Annotated in this window: 19 protein-coding genes and 1 riboswitch; of the genes, 14 read left to right on the forward strand and 5 right to left on the reverse strand. The window is 48.8% G+C overall.

Features of this window, described 5'->3' with window-relative positions; genetic code table 11:
* Window positions 1–4 precede the first annotated feature (4 nt).
* The 8 genes from ytxJ to NYE45_RS01240 all read left to right on the forward strand — a co-directional run bounded on the left by ytxJ (window position 5) and on the right by NYE45_RS01240 (window position 10,209).
* Window positions 5–544, forward strand: a complete 540-nt coding sequence (ytxJ, locus tag NYE45_RS01205; RefSeq protein ID WP_340015259.1) for a bacillithiol system redox-active protein YtxJ — start codon at window positions 5–7, stop codon at window positions 542–544.
* Window positions 545–622: 78 nt separating this feature from the next.
* A complete protein-coding gene (locus tag NYE45_RS01210; protein WP_340015260.1) occupies window positions 623–805 on the forward strand; it encodes a hypothetical protein in 183 nt (60 codons plus the stop codon).
* A gap of 163 nt (window positions 806–968) precedes the next feature.
* On the forward strand, window positions 969–2,642 hold the full coding sequence (gene kdpA / locus NYE45_RS01215) for a potassium-transporting ATPase subunit KdpA (protein WP_340017286.1): 1,674 nt from the start codon (window positions 969–971) through the stop codon (window positions 2,640–2,642).
* 208 nt (window positions 2,643–2,850) lie between these two features.
* Window positions 2,851–4,851, forward strand: coding sequence for a potassium-transporting ATPase subunit KdpB (gene kdpB, locus NYE45_RS01220; protein WP_340017287.1), 2,001 nt, complete (start codon window positions 2,851–2,853; stop codon window positions 4,849–4,851).
* 60 nt (window positions 4,852–4,911) lie between these two features.
* On the forward strand, window positions 4,912–5,472 hold the full coding sequence (gene kdpC, locus NYE45_RS01225) for a potassium-transporting ATPase subunit KdpC (protein WP_340015261.1): 561 nt from the start codon (window positions 4,912–4,914) through the stop codon (window positions 5,470–5,472).
* Between the two features lie 89 nt (window positions 5,473–5,561).
* On the forward strand, window positions 5,562–7,901 hold the full coding sequence (locus tag NYE45_RS01230; protein WP_340015262.1) for a histidine kinase: 2,340 nt from the start codon (window positions 5,562–5,564) through the stop codon (window positions 7,899–7,901).
* A complete protein-coding gene (locus tag NYE45_RS01235; protein WP_340015263.1) occupies window positions 7,902–9,506 on the forward strand; it encodes an ATP-binding protein in 1,605 nt (534 codons plus the stop codon).
* A 1-nt stretch (window position 9,507) separates the two neighbouring features.
* Window positions 9,508–10,209, forward strand: coding sequence for a response regulator (locus tag NYE45_RS01240; RefSeq protein ID WP_264935621.1), 702 nt, complete (start codon window positions 9,508–9,510; stop codon window positions 10,207–10,209).
* Between the two features lie 119 nt (window positions 10,210–10,328).
* Here the strand turns inward: NYE45_RS01240 and NYE45_RS01245 are convergent, their stop codons facing one another.
* Window positions 10,329–11,630 carry an alpha-glucosidase/alpha-galactosidase gene (locus NYE45_RS01245; protein WP_336765563.1) on the reverse strand — a complete coding sequence of 434 codons (1,302 nt, stop codon included), beginning with the start codon at window positions 11,628–11,630 and terminating at the stop codon, window positions 10,329–10,331.
* Between the two features lie 203 nt (window positions 11,631–11,833).
* On the opposite strand from NYE45_RS01245, the gene NYE45_RS01250 reads away from it, so the two are divergent.
* The 6 genes from NYE45_RS01250 (at window position 11,834) to NYE45_RS01275 (ending at window position 18,134) form a co-directional block, all read left to right on the forward strand.
* Window positions 11,834–12,661, forward strand: coding sequence for an AraC family transcriptional regulator (locus tag NYE45_RS01250; protein WP_340015264.1), 828 nt, complete (start codon window positions 11,834–11,836; stop codon window positions 12,659–12,661).
* Window positions 12,662–12,738: 77 nt separating this feature from the next.
* Window positions 12,739–12,933: riboswitch (cobalamin riboswitch) on the forward strand.
* 165 nt (window positions 12,934–13,098) lie between these two features.
* Entirely contained in the window at window positions 13,099–14,037 is a 939-nt protein-coding gene (gene nikB, locus NYE45_RS01255; RefSeq protein WP_340015265.1) for a nickel ABC transporter permease, read from the forward strand.
* The gene (gene nikC / locus NYE45_RS01260; RefSeq protein WP_340015266.1) at window positions 14,038–14,871 is read left to right on the forward strand and encodes a nickel transporter permease; all 834 of its coding nucleotides are present in this window, start codon (window positions 14,038–14,040) and stop codon (window positions 14,869–14,871) included. It begins immediately after the preceding gene.
* Window positions 14,872–14,885: 14 nt separating this feature from the next.
* On the forward strand, window positions 14,886–16,478 hold the full coding sequence (locus NYE45_RS01265; RefSeq protein ID WP_340015267.1) for an ABC transporter substrate-binding protein: 1,593 nt from the start codon (window positions 14,886–14,888) through the stop codon (window positions 16,476–16,478).
* Window positions 16,478–17,275, forward strand: a complete 798-nt coding sequence (locus tag NYE45_RS01270; RefSeq protein ID WP_340015268.1) for an ABC transporter ATP-binding protein — start codon at window positions 16,478–16,480, stop codon at window positions 17,273–17,275. The genes NYE45_RS01265 and NYE45_RS01270 overlap by 1 nt, the downstream gene beginning before the upstream one ends.
* On the forward strand, window positions 17,265–18,134 hold the full coding sequence (locus NYE45_RS01275; protein ID WP_340015269.1) for a dipeptide/oligopeptide/nickel ABC transporter ATP-binding protein: 870 nt from the start codon (window positions 17,265–17,267) through the stop codon (window positions 18,132–18,134). The genes NYE45_RS01270 and NYE45_RS01275 overlap by 11 nt, the downstream gene beginning before the upstream one ends.
* A 296-nt stretch (window positions 18,135–18,430) precedes the next feature.
* Here the strand turns inward: NYE45_RS01275 and NYE45_RS01280 are convergent, their stop codons facing one another.
* The 4 genes from NYE45_RS01280 to udk form a co-directional block, all read right to left on the reverse strand.
* Window positions 18,431–21,373 carry a DUF5704 domain-containing protein gene (locus tag NYE45_RS01280; protein ID WP_340015270.1) on the reverse strand — a complete coding sequence of 981 codons (2,943 nt, stop codon included), beginning with the start codon at window positions 21,371–21,373 and terminating at the stop codon, window positions 18,431–18,433.
* Window positions 21,374–21,822: 449 nt separating this feature from the next.
* Window positions 21,823–23,094 carry an S-layer homology domain-containing protein gene (locus NYE45_RS01285; protein ID WP_340015271.1) on the reverse strand — a complete coding sequence of 424 codons (1,272 nt, stop codon included), beginning with the start codon at window positions 23,092–23,094 and terminating at the stop codon, window positions 21,823–21,825.
* Window positions 23,095–23,440: 346 nt separating this feature from the next.
* The gene (csaA, locus tag NYE45_RS01290) at window positions 23,441–23,770 is read right to left on the reverse strand and encodes a chaperone CsaA (RefSeq protein WP_340015272.1); all 330 of its coding nucleotides are present in this window, start codon (window positions 23,768–23,770) and stop codon (window positions 23,441–23,443) included.
* 112 nt (window positions 23,771–23,882) lie between these two features.
* A complete protein-coding gene (udk, locus tag NYE45_RS01295) occupies window positions 23,883–24,515 on the reverse strand; it encodes a uridine kinase (protein WP_017691162.1) in 633 nt (210 codons plus the stop codon).
* Window positions 24,516–24,586 lie beyond the last annotated feature (71 nt).

A 24,586-nucleotide genomic window follows, 5' to 3' on the forward strand; every position in this document is an offset into this window, starting at 1 on the left:
CTGCATGAAGAAAAAAGTAAATCATCAAGCCGTATGGCTTGCTATAGGAACGGCTATGGGAGTCAGCATTGGTACGGCTACGCAGCAGCTTGGACTCGGGATTGCTTTTGGCTTGGCGCTTGGCATTGTGCTTGGTTCGGTGGTTAGCAAACGTGCCGGGTCAGACTCAGAACATATGCTCAGCGAACATGTCCGTGAATTGCACAAACCTGGTGACTGGGAAGAGGCGCTTCACCGTTCGCAGGATCATCCGGTGCTTATTTTGAAGCACAGCACGACGTGTCCGACGAGTGCTAGAGCGTACAGAGAGTTTATGGCGTTTGTGGGCACCCATGCATCAGATCCCAAACAATTCATGGATTACCGCATCGTCAAAGTGATTGAAAATCGTTCGTTGTCCCGCCATATTGCGGAAGAGACAGAGGTTCACCATGAGTCACCACAGGTACTTCTTCTCGATCAGGGAAAAGTCGTCAATCATACCTCCCATGGCAAAATCACGAAAAAGAGATTATTGCAGTGGGCACAGAATCCGTTTGGATGAATAACACACCTTGATAGACCCGTTCTTTTCAGCCTTTAGCTGAGGAGAGCGGGTCTTTTTTACGCTTTTTTTACACCCATGGAGGCATTTCTTTACCCCTTTTTTACAGCGTTTCGTATTACGATTTTACATGTAGCAGGTGCAGAGAACGGTAGAGAGAGGGAGGAAAGGCGCATGGTGAATGATGCCACGATGATTGGATTGGTTGTGCTGCTGTTTGCGGTGTTTTGGGGATTTGTGAAATTTTGCGAGAAGGCTTGAGGGTAGAGAGGGGGAAGTCAGATGATCGTCATTGGCATGATTGTGCTTGCACTGGTGATTTATCTCGGTTATGTGCTGGTGAAGCCGGAGAAATTCTAATGCTGACGATGTACGTAATGCGGAACAAGGGAACGTCGAATAGGGAGGATATGCGGATATGGGTATCGGTGTAGTGCAAGTAGCGGTGACGCTACTGATCATCCTGCTGCTGGTGAAGCCGGTGGGGAAATATGTAGTGAACGTGTTCGATGGACAGCGAACGGGGCTGGATCGGATTTTTGGTGGACCGGAGCGACTGCTCTATCGAGTGATGGGCGTACGCGAGAATGAGTCCATGGGGTGGAAAAAGTACCTCACGGCGGTTCTCCTCTCGAATTTTGTAATGTTGGTATTGATGTTTCTGGTGCTGCGACTGCAAAAATATTTACCGCTCAATCCGGATGGCATCGGTAATATGCCAGCGGCGCAGGCATTTAATACAGCCGTATCTTTTATGACCAACACGAACTGGCAGTCGTATACGGGCGAGAATGCCCTGTCGTATCTGTCACAGATGCTGGCCGTGACGTTCCCGATGTTTACGTCCGCAGCGACGGGATTCGCAGTAGCCATTGCATTCATTCGTGGTCTGGTAGGCCGCCGGGATGAACTGGGGAATTTTTATGTCGACCTTGTACGGTCGATTACGAGAATTTTTTTACCGCTGAGCTTTATTGTAGCATTGTTCCTCGTGTTCCAGGGTGTGCCTCAGACACTCGCGGGAGCGGTGAACGCAACCACGCTGGAAGGCGCGCAGCAGACGATCTCACGTGGACTGGTCGCCTCACTGGAGTCGATCAAACACATTGGCACCAACGGTGGTGGCTGGTTTGGAACCAATGCTGCACATCCATTCGAGAATCCGACGGCCCTGAGCAATCTGGTGCATATCGTCTGCATGATGCTGTTACCGACTGCACTGGTATACGCCTTCGGCTTGATGGTCAATAACCGGAAGCAGGGTTGGGCCTTGTTCGCAGCGATGAGTTTTCTTTTCCTGGTGATGTTGACCACCGTATTTGTCTTCGAATATCGCGGTGTACCTGCGCTGGATGCGGCGGGTCTTCAGGGCAATATGGAGGGGAAAGAGGTCAGGTTCGGCATACCTGAATCGGCTTTATTCACGGCAGTCACGACAGCGGCTACTACAGGTTCGGTCAACAATATGCACGAGTCGCTCACTCCACTTGGAGGCATGGTATCACTGGCTCAGATGATGCTCAATAACGTGTTTGGGGGCAAAGGGGTAGGGCTGATCAACGGACTGTTGTATGTGATTCTGGCTGTGTTTATCTGTGGATTGATGGTGGGACGAACACCTGAGTTCCTGGGCAAAAAAATCGAGGGCAAAGAAGTGAAGCTCGCATCCATCGCCTTGCTCATTCATCCTTTGATTATTCTGGCGCCAACGGCACTCGCGCTTATGCGGCCCGAAGCCGTTGCGTCCATCTCGAACGGGGGCATGCATGGCCTGACCGAGGTTCTCTATGCTTTTGCCTCGGGTGCAGCCAATAACGGATCGGCCTTTGCCGGACTGAATGCGAATACAGACTTTTACAACATCGCGATTGGTATCGTTATGCTGCTGGGAAGATACGTTTCGATGATCGCCATGCTGGCTATTGCGGGTTCACTCGCTACGAAACGGGTTGTACCGGTAACCACAGGCACCTTGCGGACCCACACACCTCTCTTTGCTGGCATTCTGGTCATGATGATCGTTGTTGTCGGCGCACTCACATTCTTCCCGTCGCTTGCCCTTGGACCGATCGCAGAACACTTGGCGATGATTCAATGAGGGATATGACAGGGAGACGACAGATGGATCAGCACAAGGACGTAACGTATGGAGGTGGCAGTGCACGATGAATGCAGTCGAACGAAAGAAGGAGCAGACGATGCAACACATGGATACAGAAATGTTTAGAACGAAAGGCAATGAGCCGGATAACAACCGCGGTAATATTCAACGTGATCCCGGATCAAAACGGTCGTTAAGCAAGGAGATGATACTTCAGGCTTCACTGGATGCGTTCAAAAAGTTAAATCCGGTGGTCATGATCAAAAATCCGGTCATGTTTATTGTCGAGATTGGCACATTCATTACGCTCTTATTGAGCATCAATCCAGATCTCTTCACCGCATCGGAGGCTGGGCGCGGGTACAACATTGCCGTGTTTTTCATTCTGTTGTTCACGCTGCTGTTCGCTAACTTCGCGGAGGCACTTGCAGAAGGTAGAGGCAAGGCGCAGGCGGATACGTTACGCAAGACGAAGTCGGACACCATGGCCAATCTGGTGCAGAAGGATGGAACCATCCGGCAAGTGTCTTCGACCCAGTTGAAAAAAGGCGATATGGTCCGTGTGGAAGTTGGTGAACTGATCCCGACGGACGGTGAGATTATAGAAGGCTTGGCCTCTATTGATGAATCGGCCATTACGGGAGAATCTGCCCCAGTCATCAAGGAAGCAGGAGGCGATTTCTCTTCGGTTACCGGAGGTACACGCGTTGTGTCCGATTACATCGTCATGCGTGTTCAGACCGATCCGGGTGAGTCATTCCTTGACCGGATGATCTCTCTGGTTGAGGGTGCACAGCGCCAGAAAACACCTAATGAAATCGCGCTGACAACCCTGCTTGCCGTATTAACTCTGATCTTTCTGATCGTCATTCTGACAATGGTCCCGATGGCCAATTACCTGGGTATTCGACTGGATCTGGCGACACTGATCGCACTGCTTGTCTGCCTGATCCCAACCACCATTGGTGGATTACTGTCCGCCATTGGTATTGCCGGAATGGATCGGGTTACGCAGTTCAATGTGCTCGCCATGTCGGGTAAAGCGGTGGAAGCAGCCGGGGATATCGATACGTTGATTCTGGACAAAACGGGGACGATCACATACGGAAACCGTATGGCGTCTGAATTCATTCCGGTTCATGGCATTACTTCATCAGAGATGACGCGGGCTGCTTTACAGGCTTCTGTGCGAGATGAGACCCCGGAAGGACGTTCTGTTGTGGAACTGGCAGGTAAACAAGGCCAGAGCTGGGCTGAGACGGAGTATGCCAATGCGGAAATTGTGGAGTTCACGGCAGAGACCCGGATGTCCGGTCTAAATTTCATCAGCGGAATGAAGATTCGCAAAGGTGCGGTAGATGCGATCAAACGATATATTGCTTCCGAAGGAGGACGTATACCGGGAGATCTGGATGAGATTGCAAATCGAATTGCGAAGGCTGGAGGCACGCCGCTTGCTGTTGCCATCGATGAGCGAATCTACGGTGTGATCTATCTGAAAGACACTGTGAAGCCAGGGCTGAAAGAGAAGTTCGCCGAGATGCGCGCCATGGGCATCAAGACCATTATGTGTACAGGCGACAATCCGCTGACCGCAGCGACCATAGCGCTGGAAGCGGGCGTGGATGATTTTATTGCCGAAGCGAAGCCCGAGGACAAGATTGCGGCAATCAAAAAAGAGCAGCAGGAGGGCAAGCTCGTCGCTATGACGGGCGACGGTACCAACGATGCTCCTGCTCTGGCGCAGGCCGATGTGGGCCTGGCGATGAATTCGGGCACCATGGCGGCCAAGGAAGCGGCCAACATGATTGATTTGGACTCTGACCCGACCAAGCTATTGTCGGTCGTCTCCATTGGCAAGCAGCTGCTGATTACACGCGGCGCACTTACAACCTTTTCGATATCCAATGATATCGCGAAATATTTTGCCATCATTCCAGCCATGTTTATTCTCGCCATGCCGCAGCTTCAGGCGCTGAATATTATGAATCTGGCTTCGCCGCAGTCCGCAATCCTGTCGGCGCTGATCTTCAACGCCATTATTATTCCACTGCTTATTCCCATCGCGATGAAAGGGGTTAAGTACCGGGCGATGTCAGCCGAACGGCTGCTTGGTCGTAATGTGTTCATCTATGGCGTAGGTGGTGTGATTGTACCTTTTATCGGTATTAAGCTGATTGACATGGTTTTGTCGGGGATTCTTTAACGAGCTAACAACGTTATCAATATTGTCCTTTTATCCTAATGAATTCAGGAAGTGATCTGTATGAACATGTTTTTGCCCGCCGTGCGGTTATCCGTCGTGCTGATGCTGATATGCGGCCTAATCTACCCGCTTGTAACGACTGGCATAGCCCAACTTCTCTTTCCTGCGCAGGCGAATGGCAGTCTGATTACGCAAGATGAGAAAATCATCGGCTCGTCCCTGCTTGCGCAGGAAATCCAATCGCCGGGGCTGTTCCAGCCCCGAGCATCGAGTGCCGGTTATGACCCAACGGCTTCAGCCGGTTCAAATCGAGCTGTAGCTTCGGAGGAATATATCGGCGAGATGAAGGAAAAGATGGCTCAGCTCCAGCAGGAAAACCCGGGATTGAAGCAGATCCCTGCTGATCTCGTGACGGGTTCAGGCTCTGGACTTGACCCAGATCTCTCTCCCGAAGCCGCTGAGGCACAGATCCCACGAATTAGCGAAGCTACGGGGCTTAGTGAACAGCAGCTTGTGCAACTTGTAGATGAGCATACGGAAGGTCGTCAGATGGGTATATTCGGGGAACCGCGTGTGAATGTAACGGCTCTGAATCTGGCGCTGACAGCAGAACTGAAGTAACGAACGAACATATTAGCCTGCTCACGATATATCGGGAGGGGCTTTCTCCATTTTTGTCTTCACATTAACAAGAAAGGGGGAGAGGACGGATGGAAGACAGCTTTAAGCGCAAGTCACCGGAAGAAATGTTGAGGATGATTACGAAGCTGCAGCAGGGTACCCTCAAAATCTACATCGGCCCAGTCAGCGGATCAGGCAAAACGTATCACATGTTGCGGGAAGGGAACACGTTGCGCCAACAGGGCATTGATGTGGTCATCTGCGCCGTCTCCACAATGCGCAGACCGGAAACGGTGGAACAGCTTGGCGCACTCGAACGGATTCCAAGTATTCACTGGTTACGCCAGAGTGATGATGTAGAGATGAAAGATCTGAACCTGGATGCACTATTGGCGCGTAATCCGGAGGTTGTGCTGGTGGATGGTTTGGCACATCGCAATAGAGAAGGCGCTCGCTATGCTACCCGTCTGGAGGACATTCAGTTTTTGCTCCGAAACAATATCAGTGTCATGACAACGGTGAATGTGTATGAGCTAGAAGGGTATACCGAACTGGCCCGGCAGCTCACCGGTATCGCAGCAGAACATACGGTACCTGCGGATACACTGGAACTTGCGGATGAAGTCAAGCTGATTGACGTCACACCAGAAACCATACTGAGCCGTCTGGCAGAAGGTCATCTAAAGGGGCATGAGGGAGAAGCTGTATTTCGTCAAGGTAATCTGGGTATTTTGCGCGAACTGGCCCTGAGATTGGTTGCAGAAGGGGTGAATGAATCCCTGCGTGAGCATCGGGAGGAGATGGGAATTACCGTCACAACAGGCATCATGGAACGGATTCTGGTGTCCACGCAATATCATTGGAACGGCTCGATCTATATTAGGCGTGGACAACAGATAGCCAAACGGCTGAATGGTGATTTGTGCGCCGTGGTTTTTCGGAATATGAAGCAGCCATTAACCAAGGAGGCAACCGTATTTCGGCGCAATATGATCAAGTTGGTAGAGAAGTTTGGCGGCCATATGGAAGAGTTGTCTATATTGCACCGTCGCAACATCCCGTCTACGCTGGCGCGTTACGCCATGGAGCACCAGATTACCCGGATTGTGATGGGACACTCCCGGCGTACGCGCTGGCAGGAATTGTCGCAAGGGTCCGTTGTGAACTCGCTGCTACGCAGATTACGTGGTGTCGACCTGTTTCTTGTTGCTGATCGAGCAGCTCGGGAGGGTGAACGTGTGGTTCCAGCAAAAGTTAACGATGTGGAGTCGCTGACATACCGCAGACTAAGCGAGCAGGAAATGAAGGAACAGATAGGTCAGATTCAGCGCGGCACATTCAAAATATATATCGGAGCCGCACCAGGTGTAGGCAAAACCTACATGATGCTGCGGGAAGGCAATGATTTGCTCCGTAAGGGCATCGATGTACAGATCGGCTTGCTGGAGACTCATGGGCGGGCGGAAACCGTGGAGCAGATGGGTCACCTATCTGTGATCCCTCGCGCACAGCGAGTGTATCAGGAGGCTCGTCTGGAAGAAATGGACACGGAGGCCATTCTGCATCTTTGTCCGGAAGTGGTGCTTGTGGATGAACTGGCGCATACGAATGTGCCCGGAAGTGTTCGGCAAAAGCGTTATGAAGATGTCCTGCTCCTGCTGAATGCAGGCATCTCGGTGATTACCACAATGAATGTACAGCATCTCGAAAGTTTGAATGATGCCGTTGAACATATTACCGGTGTTCGTGTCCGCGAGACCGTGCCCGATCGGATCATTCAGATGGCGGATGAGGTGCAGCTGATTGATGTGGCACCCCAGGCCTTGCGGCAGCGCATGAGGGAGGGTAAAATCTATGCAACTGCCAAGGTCGAGCAAGCCCTTGCGAATTTCTTCAAAATTGGTAATCTGATTGCCTTGCGTGAACTTGCCCTGCGCGAACTGGCGGACGATGTCGATGAACGGCTTGAAACACAGCAGGCCAAAATTGCACTTCGAGGACCTTGGCGCAGACAGGAAGCGGTCTTTGTATGTGTAAGCAGTGATCGTCATGCCGAGCGGCTGATCCGGCGCGGGTTCCGCATGGCTTATCGTCTCAAAGCCATCTGGCATGTACACCATATCCACATCGGTGAGTCCATGAGTGACGAAGTGAAGTGCCATCTGGAAGCCTTGGAACAGCTGACGATTCGGCTTGGCGGTCAATTTCATATTCATCACAGTCCAAGGCTGCGCGATGTACCTGGGATATTGGCAAGAAAAGCATCGGAGGCGCGAGCAACCCAGCTTGTGGTCGGGCAGGCAAGACGGGTGTGGTGGCTGAATGGTTACCGCGGCTCGGGCTCAGTGGTCAACCGACTTGTACGCTTGTCGCGGCATCTGGATGTATTGATCGTTGCAGATTATGATTATGAACTGAGCGGGATGTGAATGATTTTGTCTGAACGAATAAAAAAAGAAACGCGGGCATCCCATGGGAAACGGGTTCCGGCATATGTATGGGTGACCCTTGGGGTGACGCTGCTAACTTTACTGCTTCATGCCATCGGCATGAGTGGTGATCTGGTGAATGTAGCGCTTGTATACCTGTTTCCCGTACTGGTTAGTGCCGTGTACTGGGGAATGGGGCCAGCTGTATATGCCGCGAGTTTTAGTGTCATTATGTTTGACTTCTTTTTTGTACCGCCATATTTGAGCTTTACGGTTGAAGACTTGAGGTATCTCATCTCATTTGTCGTGTATCTTGCGGTGGCTATCCTGACAGCGAGTCTTGCAGGTCGATTGCGACAACAGTTGGAGATGGTAAAAGCACGCGAGGCCACGACTAACTCCCTGTACGCATTGAGTCGTCAGATGACAGCTATTACGGATCTGAATACCTTACTGGTTAACATTGCAACACAAGTATCGCTTACCCTCGGTAAGCCTGCGGCTGTGTATCTTCCGGATGGACAGGGGGATCTGCTGGTTACAAGCTCATCCGCATCCGCATCCGCATCAGAAGGGGAAAAGGACAGCTGGGGAGATGGAGAGTCGGAGATTGCCATTGCCAAATGGGTGTATCATCACGGACAGATCGCCGGTAAGGGATCATCCACTTTGCGGGAATCTCCCGGACTTTACGTGCCGCTACGCACAGAGGAGCAGATTCATGGCGTGCTCGCCGTGAGCATGGACGCTGGCGAGGTTCATGAGCAGCAAGAACAGCTTCGTCTGCTGGAAGCATGCGGAGGTCTGGCGGCAGGTGCCATTGCCCGAGTGAAGCTGGCGGAAGAGGCCCGATTGGCGCAGATTACTGCCGAATCGGAGCGTATACGCACAGCGCTGCTGGACTCTGTCTCCCATGAATTACGCACGCCCCTAACCGCCATTATCGGCTCGGCTACAGGATTGATGGAGAATGATACGCTTTTTACATCCGAGGATCGGAGAGAATTAACTGGCAACATTCGGGATGGAGCCTTGCGTATGAATCGTCTCGTCACGAATCTGCTGGGTATGGTTCGACTGGAGAGCGGCATGTTGCAATTGAATCGGAAATGGTGTGACGTGGGGGACATGATCAGCGTCGTACTGACACAAGTTCGGGAATTCAGTCCGCATCGCAACATTCAAGTTGAACTGCCTGATGATCCGGCCTTCATTTACGGAGATGAAGTATTGTTGGAGCAGGTACTGGTCAACATCGTCAGTAACGCCATTAAATATTCGCCTGATGAGAGCCAGATTGTCATCAAGGTGACGAGTGATAAGAGCCTAAGTCAATTGATGATCTGGGTAGCTGATCAAGGCATTGGTATACCGGAAGCGGAAAGAACACGTATATTTGATAAGTTCTATCGCTCGGAGTCCACTCAGCATGTCACAGGAACGGGGCTTGGTCTGGCGATTTGCAAAGGCATTGTGGAGGTCCACGGAGGTACCATTGTGGCAGAGCCGAATCCGGGCGGTGGAACGAGAATGCGCATAAATATCCCCATGGAGGCTCACGGACCGCGGTTTCCCTATTCAGAACAAGGAGAGGTTGAAGAATAACATGAACGCACCACTAGGGGCTCGCATACTGGTGATCGATGATGAGCCGCAAATTCGCAAATTGCTCAAGGTCACCCTACAGGCGCACCAATTCGAACTCCACGAGTGTGGGGATGGCGAAGAGGGCGTCATTCAGGCCAGTATTGTACATCCGGATCTGATCATCCTTGATCTTGGTTTGCCGGGCATGTCTGGCATGGAAGTACTTCGCCGGATTCGCGAATGGTCACAAGTGCCAATTATCGTGCTGACAGCGAAGGATCAGGAGGGAGACAAAATTGCCGCGTTGGATGGTGGTGCAGATGATTATGTGACCAAACCATTCGGAATGGGTGAATTGGTCGCACGTATTCGGGTGGCGCTGCGTCATGTAGCCAAAACGACGGATGAGCCGATACTGCGCTTCGGATCACTGACGGTTGATCTGGCCCAAAGGCAAGTGGAACTGGAAGGTACTTTGGTCAAATTAACCCCAACCGAATATGAGATGCTGAAGGTGCTCGCCTCGAATGCGGGGAAGATCATCACCCAGCGTCAGCTTTTGCAGCAAGTATGGGGAGGGCATCATCATGAGTCTGACAGCCATTACCTTCGGGTATATGTGGGACATCTGCGTAAAAAATTAAATGAAGATCCGACAAATCCCCGATATATTCAGACGGAGCCTGGCATTGGTTATCGCTTCTTGCTTTCTGCCGAATAAGGTTCAAGGGAGCGGGGCGTTTCTTATCAAATGAATGCGATGCACGCTTTAGTGGGTGAGCGCTACGGAACGAACAAAACACCGTCCCCTTTAGCAGTAAAGGAAACGGTGCTTTTTTATTATGACGTGTATTTTGGCAACCAGTCGCCGTGAGCTTCAATCAACTCATCACACATCGCTACGATATCATCGATAGACAGCTCCGCAGCTGTGTGTGGATCAAGCATAGCGGCGTGATAGATATGTTCTTTTTTGCCGGTAATTGCCGCTTCAATCGTCAGCAGTTGCGTATTGATGTTGGTCCGGTTCAATGCCGCGAGTTGTGGAGGCAGGTCACCAATGTACGTAGGGCTGATCCCTGATCCATCGACCAGACAAGGTACCTCGACACATGCCTCGCGCGGCAGGTTCGTAATCAGTCCGTTGTTCATGACGTTGCCGCCAATTTTGTAAGGTTGGTTCGTCTCCATAGCCTCCATAATATGCGATGCGTATTCCCGACTACGGGTATGTTCAATATTTTCGCTGGCAAACAGCTTGGTACGCATCTCTTTCCAGCCTTCAATCTGGTTCACACAGCGGCGTGGATACTCATCCAGTGGAATGTTGAAGCGTTCGATTAGCTCCGGGTAATTCCGTTTGATGAAGTATGGGTGGTACTCGGCATTGTGTTCGGAGGATTCCGTTACATAATAGCCAAAGCGCTGCATCAGCTCAAAACGAACCATGTCGTCATGCTGTTCCTTCTGTTTTTCCTTCGCCAGACGTTTAATCTCGGGGTACAGATCCTGCCCGTCTTTTGTAACTTCGAGCAACCACGCCATGTGGTTGATGCCTGCAATTTTGGCCACCACACCTGTCTGATCGATCCCCAGTGCATCAAATAGATGCGGCACACATACCTGCACACTATGACACAATCCTACGGTTTTGATCCCACCATGCACGTTCATGACGTTGGTAAGCACAGCCATCGGGTTGGTGTAGTTCAGGAACCAGGCATCCGGACATACTTCCTGCATATCCCGGGCAAAATCCAACATGACCGGAATCGTCCGCAAGTTACGGAAAATTCCGCCGATGCCGAGTGTATCTGCAATCGTTTGACGCAGTCCGTATTTCTTCGGAATCTCGAAGTCCGTAATGGTACATGGATCATATCCACCGACTTGAATGGCGTTGATAACATATTTGGCTCCGCGCAGCGCTTCTTTGCGGTCATGATATACGTTAATGACACAACGACTTCCAATTGAACGGGCCAGACTGGTCAGCAAACGCTCGGAATCGCTCAAACGTTCAGCATCGATATCAAACAATGCCAGTTCAAAATCCTGCAGTGCTTCGGTCATCATGACATCACCCAATACATTTTTAACAAAGACGGTGCTTCCTGCACCGAGAAACGTAATTTTGTTCATCTTAAGTTCAGCCTCCCTGAAAAATGTTGTACCCCAACTATAGGCCGATCCGGCTCATATAACTATGGCTCAACCCCTTTCAAACATGGCATAATCCCATTTTTGTTCCCGCTTTCAACTAATATTTATCCACTTTAGCTGTTATAATTTAATTAGGTATACAGATAGTAATCCGCGAAAGGAAGTAAGGAGTGAGGCATAGCGTGAGTCCAATTGAGATGAATGTGGTTCCCACGGGCTGGACACAGATGGAGCTGGTTTTGTTGTTTTTCGGGTGGGAGGCGTGTGATCCTGCACATTATTGGGGACCGGGTGTACGTGATTCCTATGTTGTGCATTACATCCATGAAGGACGGGGCACTGTGTACATGGGGGATCGGGAGTACAAGCTCACTCAGGGACAGGGCTTTGTGATTCTTCCAGATACACTTATTCATTATGAGGCAGATCCGAAGGAGCCCTGGACGTATTCGTGGTTTGGATTCAAGGGTGTACAAGCCAAAGCATTCATGCAACGTGCCCAGTTAAGTCCGGAGCGACCGGTATACGATGCCCATGATACGAGTACGATGGAACACTTGTATACGGAGATGGTTCAGGCTTCCACACGTCCGGGAGGTGATGTGATGAACCAGAGTCTCTTGTACCGCTTGATGGCAGAATTAATCTCTTCATCTCCTGTGGAGGAGGAAATAGGACAGCTCCTTTCGAGCAAAGAGACGTACATCCGGCAGGCAGTTCAGTTTATGGAGAACAGGTACAGCCAGCGAACCTCCATTCTGGATATTGCCCACGCTGTTGGACTGGATCGCACATATCTGTCCGGGTTGTTCAAGGAGCGCTATGGCAAGTCGCTACAGTCCTTTTTTCTGGAGTATCGAATGAATCGTGCTGCCGAACTTCTTCAAAACCCCGGACTTTCTGTTAGTGAAGTAGCCCACTCGGTGGGTTATACGGACCCATTACTATTTTCGAAGATGTTCAAGCGAGTGACGGGTGTATCACCAAAGGGTTCGAGAATTCGCGATTAGATGCACCTATTGCTTCAAATTTAAAAGAAAAGTTTTGATCATTAATCGTTGTCCCGCTATACTGATACAGAAGTGTAATTGAATATGTGGAACTTGGTGCTTTGCCCGTCAGGGTGGAAGCTTAATAGGGAAGTCCGGTGTAATACCGGCGCGGTCCCGCCACTGTAACAGAGGAGTCAGGTAGCGATAAATCCACTGGTTTAGACCGGGAAGGAGCTACAAGTGACGATGATTCTGGAGCCAGGAGACCTGCCAGGTTTAACAAACACAGTAGTACCCTACGGGAGATAGGAAGGTGTTTAGAGAGCATGATTTTTTCTGAAAATCTGTTTATTTAAGGCGTCCTCATCCAGTAACACGGAGAGGGACGCTTTTTTTGATATGTAGGAGGACATCATGGCACATACATAAAGTTTTGGGGAAGGGCGTTTGAGCACTTGAGCAGATATATCGTTAAACGATTAGTACAACTGGTAGCCGTATTGTTCGGCATCACGTTCCTGACATTCCTGCTAACCTATCTGTCTCCTGGAGATCCAGCCAGACTTATGCTCATGTCTACAGGTGTAACGCCATCGGATGAGCTGGTCAGGCAGGTGAGGTCAGAGCTTGGATTGGACCAACCCTTTCTCTATCGATATGGGACATGGCTGGGACAGGTGGTGACCGGAGACTTCGGTACGTCATATAAATACAATCGTCCAGTACTGGATGTGCTCATGGCGCGGCTCCCGGCAACGCTTTGGCTGACAGGAAGCGCCATGCTTCTGGTTATTCTGGTCTCCTTTCCACTGGGAATGCTGTCGGCTGTGTACCGCAACAAATGGCTTGATTATGTTATTCGTTTATTCTCTTTTGCCGGATTATCGATGCCCAGCTTCTGGTTGGGTATGTTGCTCATGTTGGTCTTCGGTGTACAGCTGAAGCTGCTACCAGTGATGGGCAATTCCGGCTGGAACAGTCTGATTCTGCCCGCATGTACACTCGCGATTCCACTTGTTGCCCAGTACAGCAGACAGATTCGTACGGTCCTGCTTGAGGAGACAAGCCAGAACTATGTGATCGGAGCAAGATCCAGAGGTGTGAAGGAGTCGATCATTATTTTACGTCATATTCTCCCTAATGCTCTGCTGCCGATCGTTACCCTTATGGGCATGACGACAGGTGCTTTGTTAGGTGGTGCAGCGATTGTGGAAAGTTTATTTGTGTGGCCGGGTGTTGGCCAGATGGCGGTGGATGCCATTTTTACAAGGGATTATCCTCTCATTCAGGGGTATGTCATCTGGATGGCGATCATATATGTCACGCTGAATCTGCTGGTTGACGTATGGACACATCTTCGTGATCCTCGAATCCGACTGGATGTGGATGTATAGATGAGAGCCTTCAGACTTGTATTACTGCAAAATCGCTGGTTCACATTCCTGCTGTCTCTGACCGTCTTCTGGATTATTCTCGCTATGGTTGCGCCATTCCTCGCACCACACGATCCACTTGCAACGAACTTTGCCAAAGTGTTGCAGCCATCCAGCGCCGAATATCCGCTCGGAACCGATCAGCTTGGCCGCTGTGTATTATCCCGCCTTCTTTACGGGGCAAGAACCTCGCTGCTGCTTACCTTTATGATGATTAGCATTGTGTTCGTACTAGGTGTAGCGATTGGGGTTATCGCCGGTTTCGCTCGGGGTCTGACGGATACGGTGCTTATGCGGTTGTCTGATACATTAATGGCATTTCCGGGCCTTATTTTTGCGATCGCTGTGGTGGGCATGCTTGGGCCGGGATTGTTCAATACGGTACTGGCACTGTCGGTTGTCTGGTGGGCGAAGTATGCACGGATGGCCAGAAGCCTGGTGATTTCCCTTCAACAAAAGGAATATGTCGCTGCCGCTGCTTTCAGCGGAGCACGTAAGATCCAGATCATCGGCAGGACGATCCTGCCCAATATGATGTCTCCACTCATCGTCATGGCGATGATGGATGTGGGTGGTATGATGCTGTCCATCTCGGGGTTGTCGTTTCTCGGGCTTGGCGCGCAGCCACCGAACCCCGAGTGGGGGGCGATGTTAAATGAAGGCAGAAGATATCTCCAGACTGCGCCTTGGTTGTTGATTTATCCGGGTCTGGCGATATTTAGCACCGTTATTATTTTTAATTTACTGGGAGACAGCCTGCGAGATGTACTTGATCCCAAGAAAAATACAGCTTAACTGGAGGAACCAGAATGAAGAGGAATTTACAAAAATCAATCCTGCTCACCATCGTATCCATGTTCGTTGTGTTCTTGCTTGCAGCTTGTGGTACTACCAATAATCCATCGACCTCGTCGGATGCAACGGAGAAGTCGGCGGCTACGGACAATGGTACGACAAGTGCACCAACGCATCTGAATGTGGCCCTGTTCTGGCTGGGAAGCAACCTGGACCCGGCAGAAGAATGGAACGGCTGGACACTTACGCGTGCAGCGATTGGTGAGACACTGATTCAGTTTGACGAGAATATGAAGTTGGTCCCTAAAATTGCAGATACCTGGGAACGTGTGGATGACACGACTTGGCATTTTCATATTCGGGAGGGTGTAACTTTCCATAACGGAAACAAAGTAACCGCCGACGCGGTGAAAAAATCGATCGAACGCTCCATTGAGTTAAATGAAAGAGGACAGGCAACTGTGCCAGTTGCGTCGATGACTGCTGAAGGACAAGATCTGACGATCAAGACGACAGAGCCTTACGCATCCTTGCTTGGCAATATTGCCGAGCCGCTGTTTATCATCGTGGATACTAGCGCAGATACATCCAAATTCGAGAGCGAGCCGATTGCAACTGGGCCATTTATGGTGACGGGTTATACGCCGGATCAAGAAATCCAGGTGAAAAAGTATGACGGATATTGGGGCGGCGCGGCAGATGTCGACACATTGACGTTGAAATACATCAAGGATGACAGCACACGTGCTCTTGCTCTGCAATCTGGTGAGATTGATGTAGCAAGTAACGTGGGACGCAGCAGTCTGGCATTATTCCAGGACAAGAGTCAATATACCATTGATGAAATTCCAAGCCTGCGCACCCAGTTCGTATGGTTCAACACGACCAATCCGCTGCTGAGTGATCCGGAGGTTCGCCGGGCGATCTCATATGGTATTGACCGAGAGATGTATGCAAATACGCTGGTGGGCGGTCAGGCAGCCAAAGGACCATTCACCTCAGCTCTGCCTTTTGGCTATGACAAGATCACAGGATATGATTACGAACCGGAGAAAGCCAAACAGTTGCTGGATGGGGCTGGTTTCAAGGATGCAGATGGCGATGGCATTCGCGAAAAAGATGGAAAGAAGCTGTCGCTACAGCTGATTCTCAACTCCGCTTACGAGTCCGATTCAATTGTGGCTGCTGCGATGCAGTCCCAGCTTAAGGAGATCGGTGTTCAATTGGAGATGACCTCTTATGAGGATTTAACCGATCATCAGAAGAGCGGAAATTACGATCTTGCTTTAACAAGTATCAATACAGGCATCACGGGTGACCCGCAATATATTTTGGATTTCTACTTTATGACGGGCGCGGAATGGAATGTGGGCGGATATAGCAATCCGAAGCTCGATGAAGTAATTACTCGTCTTCACTCCGAGTTTGATGTGGAGAAAAGGTATGCTCTCGCAGCAGAGGCCCAGCAGATGATTTTGGATGATGCAGCCTATATGTTTTTGACCTATACCCCGATTAATATTGTGAGTAAAAGTACCGTGCAAGGTGCGACGATGTATCCTATCGACTTCTATTTGCTGGATCGTAATATTAAGGTTGGGCAGTAATGAAGCCCCTGCTTAGTGTCAATAACCTTTCCGTAACCTACAAGGGTGATTCTCTGGCTCTACAGGAATTGTCCTTCTCCATGAATAAGGGGGAGATTATCGGGATTGTAGGCGAAAGCGGCAGCGGAAAATCGACCCTGATTCGGGCTTTGCTTGGCCTGTTACCAGAAGGTGGTCGATACACCGGGGGAGAGATCTCTTTTCAGGAAAAAATGCTTCTACGTGACTCGCGATTGGATTGGGACGGAGTGCGCGGGAAGCGGATTGCCATGGTGTTTCAGGACAGTGGATCGTATCTTAATCCGATTCGCAGCATCGGCAGTCAGTATATCGAAGCGATTCGTACTCATTTCAGCGTGTCCAGAAAAGCAGCTCAAGCGATGGCTGTGAATATGCTCTCGGACATGGGACTGAAAGATCCCGAACGAATCATGCGTGCCTATCCCTCGCAGCTTAGTGGGGGGATGAAACAACGAACGGCGATAGCTATGGCGGTTACGATGGAACCTGAACTTCTACTTGCAGATGAGCCGACAAGTGCATTGGATGTGACGACACAAAATGAAGTGATGAATCGATTGAGCGAGCTTCGTTCCCGCCAGGGGACAGGCATGATTATCGTTACGCATAACATTGCCGTTGCAGCTCATATGGCGGACCGAATTGGTGTTATGCAGGGTGGTACATTGGTTGAAATGGGAGATACTTTCCGCGTCATATCCGATCCTCGGCATGAGTACACTCGCAAGCTGCTGAGTGCTGTACCTGAATTGGAGGGAAATGTTCATGGCTCATGAGGAGTTACCGATTCTGGAACTGAGAAACCTGTGCAAAACCTACGAGTTAAAGGGACATAGGGCAGTTGATGCGCTGAAAGCTGTTCATTTGGAGCTATATCCGGGAGAATGTCTGGGGATTGTCGGTGAGAGTGGTAGCGGGAAGAGCACACTGGCTAGATGTGTAACCCATCTGGAACGAGTGACTTCAGGACAGATTCGATATCGTCAGCAGGATATTACCGGATTGAACGGAAAGGCACTACGGCAGCAACGAAAGAAGATCCAGATGGTATTCCAAGAGCCTTCGGCTATCTTTAATCCGCGAATGAAGATTGGAGCTTTTATCCGGGAGCCACTCATCAATTATAAAATAATGAAGGGCCAGCAAGCGGAACAGGAAGTGCTCAAGCTGTTGGAACGGGTGGGGTTGCCGACTGCTGCTGCGGATAAATATCCGCATGAACTGAGCGGCGGAGAGCAGCAGAGAGCAGTCATTGCCCGTGCGATTGGAGTAGAGCCAGACATCATCCTGTTCGATGAAGCCACCTCCGCACTGGATGTTTCCATCCAGCAGCAGATCCTGGATCTGTTGGTGGAGTTGAGAAAGGATACAGGCATCTCATCTATTTTCATATCGCATGATCTGGCGGTAGTGCAACAGGTTAGTGATCGAATTGCCGTGATGTACCAAGGCGAGGTGGTCGAAGTCGTAGAGAGTTCGCAGCTGACCAGCTCAGCCAATCATCCCTACACCCGTAGCCTGATGGCTTCGGTGTTGTCCGTGAGGGAAATGAAGCATAGGGTGCAGGCGCAGAATCTAGAAGAGGAACAGGAACAAGGGCGGATGGGGGTTCTTCAAGAAAGTCTGTTGGGATAACTTGATACGCGGATTCGTTATGTTGGATTATACAAAGAGAAAGACACAAAAAAGGATCCCTTGAAAGTCTATTGATGACTTTCAAGGGATCCTTTTGTTGTATAACAGGCATATTGTGTATAGCTGGGACGTGACACTGGAATACAGAATAGCTTGTTAATTTTTCGTCATATGTCGTTCAGTGCACCTATATCATTCAGTACACCATAGTTTTGCATGTCTGTGTAGTACTTAGTCCGGCACTTTATAGCTATTTCATCATACAATTATTGATTGCTTCATTGGGTGATCCAGTACTAGTGTGGCACTTGGGATTGGAAGTCGTTCCGGCTGGACTGATCAGCATGGTATAAGACAATATCGCCATCCTTCAGCGGCCAGGTTCTGCCTTGGCTGTCAGTTGGCGTGTTGTTGAAACCTTCCATCTGCCATTGATTCATCAGCGGCGCATGAATATATTGCAGATGGGGTGCCTCTGTATTTCCGTTCCGTAGGCTCTCCATGTTGAAGTTGACCACAATATAACCATTTTTCAGAAAAGTATTCGATTTCTCATCTAGCTGGTTTTGTCGGGCGAGGGGTTCGAGATCCGTACCTTTTGGTACGGCATATACATCGGCTGGCAAGCTGTACTCCCCGTACCAGCGTTGTATTGCTGCATTGGCCCGGTCCACGTTGATCCCGGAAGGAATGTCCGTTTTGGGCCCAATAAGCGTCCTAATCGGAGCGGACAGGATCATCCAGTCATAGCGACCTACCCACGTTTTTTGATGAGAAGTCTGATCGACCAGGCGGACCATATGTTCTGCCAACGTACGTTGGTTACGTTCTTCCGCTGACAGTTCATAAGTATACTGATAACGCGCTGTATCGCCTAACTCCGTGCCGGGTACATTTCGAAGCCTTGAGTTCAGGACAACAAATCGTTTCTCCAGATCCTGTGCCGAGCCGATTCGGATTAGGCGTTCCTGACCGCGATGGTAGTACAGATCCACTTCTTGCCGGGAGGACCCATCTTTACTCACAAAAGCAAAAGTAGGTGTAATTCGAATACCATCCTGTTTGCCAAACATATTACCCTTTGTCTTCAGATCGAACTTGAAATGGTACCCTGTCTTCACAGTCGCGTTAGCGAATCCCTGCACCGGATGGCTTCCTGGTCGGATGGGCAATACAAATGGAGCCAGATTACCTCGTGGATCACCATCAATGCTATTCATCCCAGTCCAGTAGCTATAGCCCGTTGGTTCGGGACTGCCCAATCGCTTGCGAAATACATTTTCCCAGTTGTAATCGGAGATATCAGTGATGTGAAAATCATATAACCTTCCGATGACATCTACGGGTACGGTGTCCGCTGCAACATGATGTGCCAAATTGGTATTGGCATCCTGTTGCTCGGTAAAGTTTGCCGGTGCATTCTCTGCAATGTTGCGGAATACAATGTGATACTTGCCTTCGTCTACCCATACAGGGAGATAGAATGTGGTGTCCAGTTGATTGACCGGAATATCGACCCATGTCTTGGCAGGGATAAACTGACTCCGGTCAGCGTTATAGACATCAAACGGGAATTGCACCTGTTTGATCCGAAAATATTTGGCATAGTCCCGATTTCCATAACCGGGATAACTCGCTGCGTCCAAGTGCTGTCCCGCTGTAGGGATTCGCACAATGAACGGGCGTTCCAGAATGAGTGCAGCGCTGGTTGGGTCCGGTACGGTTTTCTGATTATGCGGCTGATCATCCGACACCCAGGCGTAGTTGACGACGGGAGTGTGCACTGTGACGGTGTTGATGCCGTTAATCGGCAATATTTTGTTGGCGCCGCCATTCACGTTACCCGGTAGAAGATCATAATAGATCTCACCGGAGCTTGTGGTGTTTGCTTTATTCAGTAGGGAATTGCTGATTATATTGCCCGGTTTATACAGCACATCGCGCCCAATCGTCGTTGGATTAGGAATGTTGAATGGTGTTGGGCCATCTTTGGTTGCTTCCGCATCATTCATAATGGTTGTGCTGTTGAATTTCACTAAATCATTATTCACTTTACTTTGAGGTGTGTTGGACTCAGCCATGCCTTTTAACCGTGATGTATCATCAGGCACGCTGGGAGGTAGGTTCAAACCACCTGTTAATTTGGGTGGAGTATATGAGATTGAAGTGGTTTGCCCTGGTCGTACATGGCTTTCTACGGATTCATCATTTCTAGATTCCAGTGTTGGTGGTGTGTATCCTGTTGGATTCATCGTAACGGTCTCTCCGGGCAAAGCGTAATTATTCATGGTTGCTTTAGCGATCTTGTATACTTCCAGGTTGTTAATTTTCCAGTAGGAGTAGTCTCTTGTGATTTGGAAAGTGTATGGCTTGGATACCGTGTCATTCGCGGGTACAGGCGGCCCTGGTGTACAACCATCATCATCACATATTTCGGGTCCAGGTACTGTCCATTCTCTGTCGTAAGAGATTGTGATATTGCAGTCGTATGTAACTTTACCACTCATTTTCGCCCAGGCTTGTTTAAACAGGTAATTGTCAGCAAAGGCATTCGTATAGAGTGATTCAGAAGTAGGGATTCCTTTTAACACATTGAATGTCTCATTATCTCTGTTATCTGACTTAATAACACCATTGGCATTTGGATCGAGATCATTCATGCTCATGATGGTGCCAGCAGAAGGTGGTCCAATCGTTGGTGTGCAACCTCCACCACCGCCTCCATTACCGTTCTCACCACCAGGACCCGGATCTTCTTCAACGCCAATGTTTGTTGTGGTAGTTAAGGTGAAATCGTCTTTTTCCCACAATACGGTGATGGTTGTTGTTCCTCTACTGACGGCTTGAACTAATCCGGAGTTACTAACGGTAGCGACACCTGGATTGGATGATTCCCATGTCGTTGTACCACCGCTACCGGTGTTTACATTGGTCTCTGCTCCAAAGTTTCCATCTCCATTTTTGGTTTTGACCGTAGCATTCAATTGTTTGGATTGGTTCAAGCTAAGTTGCCCGCCAGCGGTTAGGTTGATCTCTTTGGTTATTTCGGCAACAGCCCGCCAATATATATCCGTATTGAATATGTAGTCGGCAGAGTATTTAGGTGGATTATAGGGTCTGTGGGCTGTTGGTTCAATAGCACCTCCGATTTGAGTTGTAAATTTCACTGCCTCACCGTCAAATGATTCGACACTAACCAAGATTGGTTTTCCTGGTAAGTAATACTGTGTGTTATCCATGTACATGGGCTTTAATGAAATTGAAGTTAATTCATTTCTAGAATATCTCTGACCTGAACTATCAAAGTACTCAGAGGGTTTGTAGCTTGGTGCATCTAGTGGAAGATTTACGCAAACTAATGATGAGTTTGGTTTGTTAGTATCGAGGTTATTGCTTAATGTTTGGCCGTTGCATTCTCCATCTACACTCCATCTTAAATTATCGAGCTGGTAAACATAAATGCCGATATTAGACATTCCACTGCCCTCAACGGGGATTACTTTTTTCTGAGACTTTGCAGGTGATGAAGGTACTATACGAGAGGCTTCTAACACTGGTTTTGTTCCGGGTCCCCCTCCAGCAAAAACAACTGAAGGGGTCGGGAATGACATACAGAGTACTATAAATAATATTAAAAGTTTCTTCATTTCTCTATTGATACACACATTTGCACTCCCTTTTCATTAACTTAATAAGGAACTACGTTATAAATCGTTCCGTCTTTGAGCATCAGATTTACTCTGGGATTAAGGGTATTGTCAAAATGTAATAAACCTTGGCTCCAATAATTCGGGTTTTTAACGGTAAATATTCCTTTTGGACCAAGCAAATCATTAATGTGCTTAGCTCCATAATTCCTAAAAGCTGCAGTATTTGGTGAGGTTAGCGTATTGATCGTTGGTGAGTTAATAAGGCTTCCTCCTTGCAGTTGGTTCATAGAGTTCTTAATATTAATATCAAACTCTGTAAAAGAATAATAAGCGCCTCTTAGTAATCTATCTTTTTCATCAACGAAAACAGGGTAATAGATACTTCTCTCAGTTTCTTTCACATATGGATTGACGATGATCCAGTTCTTGACCTTCAGATTTGCATAATTCGTTACTGTAACTAATTCTTGATTACGAACTTTCGCAAAATCTCCAGTTACTTTACTGTAATCATACGATTCAGAAAATTTTTCTGGTCCCGCTTTCTGATACTTAGGAGCAATAATACTCAAATTCGTCCCGGTCAAACCCACCGCTCGCAGTTCATTCAGACCCTGAAAATCGGCAGGTTTTGTCTTGGCAACTGCTGCATAACGTGCGATCAACACAGCAACTTCTGCCCGAGTGGTGGTACGATCCACCCCAAATGTTTTATCGTTTGCCACACTCATCAGTCCCGTTCCCAGGGCAACGGCTACAGCATTTTTTTGAGCGCTTGCGAGTTTTCCTGTGAAATACTCCTTTGCAGGCACAACGGTGTTCGTCACATCAGAGAGTGCTTGTTTGTATTCAGGATCAACGACGGTTAATCCTTGCGTCAACCACGTAGCCATTTCGCCTCGTTGAAGAGCGCCTTGTGCATCCAGTTTCCCCTTGTAATTAGAAGGGCTGATAAAACCTTTTGCTATAGCAATAGAGACACCGCTCTTTGCCCACTCGGGTATGTCTGTGAAATTGTTTTGTTCTTGTGCTGATGCATCAGGCTGGTCGGATAGACGTCCCAGGATACTTGCCATTTCAGCTTTGGTAACAGGTGAGCTTGGTTTAAATGTCCCGTCGGCATATCCTTTGAAATACCCCTGTTCCACGGCCGAATTAATTGCTGAGGATGCCCAGTGTGTAGCCGGAACGTCCTTGAATTTAGTTGTAGCTTGTGCGGCTTCTACAGAACTCCCAACGCCTCCAAAACCTACGATACCCCCTGTTAATAAAGCCAATGCCGTTACGCCGGAAATCATCATTTTTCTCATTATACTTACCCCTCTCAATTGTGAATTTTTCTCCTTGATATGTACTTTTCAGGCTACTAGATACTAAATTTGTAATAATAATCAATATTCTACCATGTAAAACTAGGCTGTTGGTATGATTTATCAATATATTTCCTCCTCTGCATAGAACTCTTACTAATTCTCCAGACCTATATTTCCTCCAAAAAACACAAAAAAAGGCCACGAATCCGCAGATTCATAGCCTTATGCTTTAAGGTCTCCAACATATGTAGTTCCATCAATAGTCAATCCAATAATCAATACATCAAGGATACTCGATTTCCAAACATTTGAAAAGCCCATATTATTCGAACTCAAAATAAACTCAGGCTATCGGTGTTCCATTTGGCAATGGACGATCCGGTGTGAGCAAGACAACATCGCCTTCACCAGGCACGCCGCCTAGCACAAGTACTTCAGAGACAAAACCGGCAATTCGCCGTGGAGGGAAATTAACTACAGCAACGACCTGTTTGCCGATCATCATGTCAGGCGTGTAGCGTTGGGTAATCTGAGCACTGGAACGTTTCAGGCCAAGTGGTCCGAAGTCGATCGTCATTTTAATAGCGGGAATACGAGCCTTTGGAAAGGGTTCGGCTTCCACCACTGTACCAACCCGGATGTCATGTTGCATGAATTCTTCAAAAGTAGCCATAGGGGGAGATCTCCTTTCAACTATTGGGGACTATTATAAATGAAAAATCAACAAAAAATCCAGATTACGCTGTATCGTAACCTGGATTTCTGTTGTGGTGCTTTGCAGCTAGTTAAGCGCCGTTCCAATTCTCTCCGGTGAGGTATTTCTCAGTGAGGATGGATAACATCTGAATGCCTACTTCATTATGTCCGCCTTCTGGAATAATGATATCAGCATACTTTTTGGATGGCTCGATAAAAGCATCATGCATCGGTTTTACCGTTTCGAGATATTGTTTGTACACGGATTGGATCGTGCGTCCGCGTTCTTCGATGTCCCGCAGTACTCTCCGCAAAATCCGCACATCGGAATCAGTATCAACAAATACTTTGATGTCCATCAGACTGCGCAGATGTTCGTCGATCAGCACATGCAATCCTTCTACAATGACAATATGGTTCGGTGCCAGTTCAACCGTCTCATTGGCAGCACGGTTATCTATGGTGAAGTCATATACGGGAGCATACGCCGCTTGGCCTTTTTTCAACAGGGTGAGATGCTCAATCAACAGATCATTATCGAATGCAAACGGGTGATCGTAATTGGTGAGTCGACGTTGCTCAGGTGTGAGCTGCGACTGGTCTTTGTAATAATTGTCTTGGGATATAAATGTGACCTTACCTGATCCCAGACGGTCTATGACGGAGCGAGCTACCGTCGTTTTACCGGAGCCGGTTCCTCCGGCGATACCAATAATGAGCATGGTTGTTCCATAAGCCTCCCTAGAATGGCAGCATAATCATGGATAAAGGGCAATGATCCACAATCGATTCA

Origin of the sequence: Paenibacillus sp. FSL K6-1318 (assembly GCF_037976905.1) — a bacterium.
Classification (GTDB): domain Bacteria; phylum Bacillota; class Bacilli; order Paenibacillales; family Paenibacillaceae; genus Paenibacillus; species Paenibacillus amylolyticus_A.

What these genes read in the sequence shown, in the direction of transcription:
- udk (WP_017691162.1), bottom strand. Translation starts at nt 24,515, where the DNA reads ATGCTCATTATTGGTATCGCCGGAGGAACCGGCTCCGGTAAAACGACG.
- NYE45_RS01265 (WP_340015267.1), top strand. Translation starts at nt 14,886, where the DNA reads ATGAAGAGGAATTTACAAAAATCAATCCTGCTCACCATCGTATCCATG.
- NYE45_RS01275 (WP_340015269.1), top strand. Translation starts at nt 17,265, where the DNA reads ATGGCTCATGAGGAGTTACCGATTCTGGAACTGAGAAACCTGTGCAAA.
- NYE45_RS01285 (WP_340015271.1), bottom strand. Translation starts at nt 23,094, where the DNA reads ATGAGAAAAATGATGATTTCCGGCGTAACGGCATTGGCTTTATTAACA.
- NYE45_RS01240 (WP_264935621.1), top strand. Translation starts at nt 9,508, where the DNA reads ATGAACGCACCACTAGGGGCTCGCATACTGGTGATCGATGATGAGCCG.
- kdpC (WP_340015261.1), top strand. Translation starts at nt 4,912, where the DNA reads ATGAACATGTTTTTGCCCGCCGTGCGGTTATCCGTCGTGCTGATGCTG.
- ytxJ (WP_340015259.1), top strand. Translation starts at nt 5, where the DNA reads ATGAAGAAAAAAGTAAATCATCAAGCCGTATGGCTTGCTATAGGAACG.
- kdpB (WP_340017287.1), top strand. Translation starts at nt 2,851, where the DNA reads ATGATACTTCAGGCTTCACTGGATGCGTTCAAAAAGTTAAATCCGGTG.
- csaA (WP_340015272.1), bottom strand. Translation starts at nt 23,770, where the DNA reads ATGGCTACTTTTGAAGAATTCATGCAACATGACATCCGGGTTGGTACA.
- NYE45_RS01280 (WP_340015270.1), bottom strand. Translation starts at nt 21,373, where the DNA reads ATGGATAACACACAGTATTACTTACCAGGAAAACCAATCTTGGTTAGT.
- NYE45_RS01230 (WP_340015262.1), top strand. Translation starts at nt 5,562, where the DNA reads ATGGAAGACAGCTTTAAGCGCAAGTCACCGGAAGAAATGTTGAGGATG.
- NYE45_RS01235 (WP_340015263.1), top strand. Translation starts at nt 7,902, where the DNA reads ATGATTTTGTCTGAACGAATAAAAAAAGAAACGCGGGCATCCCATGGG.
- NYE45_RS01210 (WP_340015260.1), top strand. Translation starts at nt 623, where the DNA reads ATGGAGGCATTTCTTTACCCCTTTTTTACAGCGTTTCGTATTACGATT.
- NYE45_RS01245 (WP_336765563.1), bottom strand. Translation starts at nt 11,630, where the DNA reads ATGAACAAAATTACGTTTCTCGGTGCAGGAAGCACCGTCTTTGTTAAA.
- nikC (WP_340015266.1), top strand. Translation starts at nt 14,038, where the DNA reads ATGAGAGCCTTCAGACTTGTATTACTGCAAAATCGCTGGTTCACATTC.
- NYE45_RS01270 (WP_340015268.1), top strand. Translation starts at nt 16,478, where the DNA reads ATGAAGCCCCTGCTTAGTGTCAATAACCTTTCCGTAACCTACAAGGGT.